This is a genomic window from Cecembia lonarensis LW9, from assembly GCF_000298295.1.
GTDB classification, from domain to species: domain Bacteria; phylum Bacteroidota; class Bacteroidia; order Cytophagales; family Cyclobacteriaceae; genus Cecembia; species Cecembia lonarensis.
In genome coordinates this window covers 1-3,683 of the sequence record NZ_AMGM01000155.1, presented here as the reverse complement: position 1 = coordinate 3,683, position 3,683 = coordinate 1, and the positions used below count along the sequence as shown (strand labels likewise).

The 3,683-nt window shown below is 40.3% G+C and carries 2 protein-coding genes; both read left to right on the top strand.

Going from position 1 to position 3,683, the window contains the following annotated elements:
* Positions 1-1,122: 1,122 nt before the first annotated feature.
* The gene (locus tag B879_RS20350) at positions 1,123-1,677 is read left to right on the top strand and encodes a hypothetical protein (RefSeq protein ID WP_009187117.1); all 555 of its coding nucleotides are present in this window, start codon (positions 1,123-1,125) and stop codon (positions 1,675-1,677) included.
* A gap of 132 nt (positions 1,678-1,809) precedes the next feature.
* A complete protein-coding gene (locus B879_RS21950) occupies positions 1,810-3,471 on the top strand; it encodes a helix-turn-helix domain-containing protein (RefSeq protein ID WP_009187116.1) in 1,662 nt (553 codons plus the stop codon).
* The last annotated feature ends 212 nt before the right edge of the window (positions 3,472-3,683 follow it).

The following is a 3,683-nucleotide window of genomic DNA, read 5'->3' as shown; positions in this document are numbered from 1 at the left end:
CCTCGCTTCTCCGCCCCTCCGCCCTTCAAAAAAACTTGGCAACCTTATCATGATCTACCCTGAACAACTGAACCTTGAACCTTGAACAATTGAACAATTGAAAGAGCCAAGGCAAAAGGCAAAAGGCAAAAGTGTTTGAGCTTGGATGGTTTGGGAGGATTGTTTTGTATGGGTTTAGGACGCAGAAAGCGTCCAATACCAAAGGTTATTTACCCCGGGTAAAACCCGGTGGTTGAAGCTAGTTTAAGTCCCCGGTCCGCCCAACTCCGGTAGGAGTTGAATTTAACTGGATAAGTGGTTGAAAAGTTTCGCTTTTGAAATTTAACCACCGATGGATGAGGGGTGATAATGTAGAATGAAGAGTGATGAATGAAGAATGGTTCGGAGCTTGGATGGTTTGGGAGGCTGGTTTTTTATGAGTCCAAGTCTGAAGACTTGAACTAAGGTTTTTAGCCACTAATTACACACCTGTCTGCCACAGGCAGGAATTACACGAATTGGGTTGATTTAAGGCTGTTTAGGGGTCTTGGAGTTTTGTTGTGGTCAAAGCCATAAAGGGAAAAAAGAATTAGGCGCAGGCTTACGAATTTCCGCTAATGTTCCGTTTCCAAATGCGGGTCAGACAATCTTGGAGTGTCCCCTTCGCTTGTTCGCATCTCCGCCCCTTCGCCCTTCAAAAAAAGCTTGGCAACCTTTAATGATCCGACCTTGAACCCTCCGAAATCCTTCGGAGCAAGTTTGAACTTTGAACTTTGAACACTGAACACTGAACAATTAAACCTTTAACAATCCAAAGCTCCGCGGTCATTATGTAAAAGGTTAAGAGTTAACGGTTAACGGTTAACATTTAACAACAAAAAAGCTTGGCAAGCTTTAATGATCCGACCTTGAACAACCCAAAGCTCTCCGGTCATAATGTTAACGGTTAACATTTAACATTTAACCTTTAATCTTTAACCCTCAGAAATACTTAGGAGCAAGCTTGAACAACGAAACCCTCTTCTCGCTACCATATTTTGATAAGTGACACTTTAAATTTAAAAACTGAAACCATGCGTGAGCGTTTAATGGCCAACTTTGACTTACAAGAAAGCAGATTGCCTGAGCCTTTAAACCACAACAATGAAATCACTATTAAAAAAGATATTCAGTAACAGATATAAGGAGCGTTACAACTATTACCATTTAGAATACCAAAGTAATTTTGCCGAGTCATCCGTCTATAAGGAAAGGTTGCTGACATTCAAACAGGAAAGACAAAAAGTAACGCAGGCTATATTACCCTTGCTCCTAAATAAGGATGAAAGTTGGGATAAGCTCCAATTTCCCGACAAAAAAGCTGACATTACGGTTAACTTGGATTATGGTTTCCGTATTCAGGTTTATCGGACCTACTTTCATGGCATAAAAGCCAAAATTGAATGGCATTCATTTAATGAAAAAATATTTTTGATTCGCTTTCGCTTTCAGTTTCTCGATGAGGAACAAAGTAATAAACTGAAGGAATTGCTGCACAATTGTTTTTTATTTAATACTACCGATAGCATTTGTTTACAAGATCCTTCCGGGCTAAGGTTGGATATTGAGGAAAGTACAACTGAACACTACTTTTGGATTTACCCAAAGGGATCGGATTTGGGTTTTATGGCAGATCATTTACAAAAAAGTGCCGATTGAAGGATTGGCTGATGCTCCGAAAGTACTTTTGGATTATAAGAAGTATTTTACAAATAGAGCCCCTCAGTGTTTAAGTATGCTTGAGTTGTGCATGGGCTTAGTGATTGGTTTCCTCCCAAAGTTTTCTCATATATGTCTTTCTATATTGAAAAGTTCCTGTATTTCCCTAATGCTAAACATCATTGGGCAATACTTGTGCTTTCATGTTTTTGTATTGGGCTGTCCCATGCTGTTTACGGTTTCAATTGTCCGGAACTGAAGTCCTTGGAATCCGAATTTCTTCCCAAAAAACCAGAGGAAGCATTGGAACGGTTGATCCATCTGCAGGAATTCTATCAAACTGAAACAGCGTATAACTGCCGTGTGGAATATTGGTTCCTTCTTGGCAAGACCTACTATTTTTTACAGCAATATAACCTGTCCAGTTTTTATTACCAAAGGGTCATTGACTCCTACGAGGATCGGGAGGCCGACCTTGATATGCTCAAAAAAGTGTACAATAATTTGGGAGTAAATCAGGAATTGATGCGGTTTTACGATAAGGCCATTCAAAATTATTACAAGAGTCTTATTTATGAAATGGAGCTGGGAGATTCTACAGGAATTTACATGACCAAAATCAATTTGGGGCTTGCCTATTCGCGCTTTGATATGATGGATTCCGCCTATATGCATACCCAGGAAGCGCACCGATATTTTGCAGGGCAGGAGGATTGGGAAAACTATTTTCTGGCCCACCAAAATCTGGCGATTATTTATCGTTGGAAAGGGAATTATGACCAATCCAACCTATTTTTTTTAGAAGCTTTACAGTATTACCGCCTGCAGGAAGATGAATTTAATCAGGCAAAACAGGTAGCTGAACTTTTCAGCAATATGCTGAAATTGGGAAAAATAGAGCAGGCTTCCTATTACCTGAATTTGCTTAAGTCCTATGTAAAGTCTGATGTTTCTCCCTATTTGAAGGGACTGTTTTTGGAAAAGTCAGGCAGTTGGTTGGAGCATGCCGGCTGCTTTCAAGATGCCCTAGAGGCCTATAAAGAGGCATATGAGGCTTATGCTGCAATTGGTTTTTCGGTGAATAATTTTTATTTGTTGGAGAAAATGATGGGCATTCAGTTTGATTTAGGTGATAAAGAGGGCTTTGAAAACAATCTGAAGAGTTACACGGAGCAGCAAAATGAGCAAATCCATTCGGATATAGGGCGGACTATTTCTGAATACACGAGCATTTATGCACAGTTGATGAAAGAGAACGAATTGTTTTACGAAAACCTGCTGCTTGACCGAAAACTTTCTACCTACCGTTGGTGGATCAGCTATTTGATTACCTTGATTTTATTGCTTACGGCATTTTATATCTTTCGAAAGCGACTGGGTAAGTACATCTTTAAGCTGCGGGAAAGTCAGCGAAAAATCAACGAACTCGAAACCAAGATTCAGTATTTTGAGCAGGATCAGTTGGGAGATCTGTATGTGCAAATTCTGGAACACATACGCCAAAATTTTAAAAATCCTGATTTAAGTCTAGAGACGCTGACCAAGGTGATGGGCTCCAATCAGACTTATGTCTCCAGGGCAATCAATGTGCATGCGGGCATGGGACTTCCCAAACTGTTGAATAGGGAACGGGTAATGTATGCAAAGTCCTTGTTGGAAGAAGGAAGAGATGTGGAGGAAGTGTTTGTGGAAGCAGGCTTTTCAAGCAAGAGCTCCTTTTTCCGGTACTTTAAGGCTTTTCTAGGAAATACGCCCAAAGCTTATCAGGAGGAGTTTTTGAGTAGGAAGGGATAGGGGGCCGGAAGGAGGATGTTGGAAGTGGGATTTCGGAAGGCGGATTTCGGAAGTGGAAAGATAGAAACCATTCAGGAGTTAAGGGATTTAAGGATTTCATTAAGGAAATTGTTTGAAATCTTATCATGATCTGACCCTAATTTAGAATGTAGAATGCTGAATGAAGAGTGAAGAATGTGGTGCTTTGATTGTTTCAGAGCCTTTTTCTGATT

What these genes read in the sequence shown, in the direction of transcription:
- B879_RS20350 (WP_009187117.1), top strand. Translation starts at nt 1,123, where the DNA reads ATGAAATCACTATTAAAAAAGATATTCAGTAACAGATATAAGGAGCGT.
- B879_RS21950 (WP_009187116.1), top strand. Translation starts at nt 1,810, where the DNA reads ATGTCTTTCTATATTGAAAAGTTCCTGTATTTCCCTAATGCTAAACAT.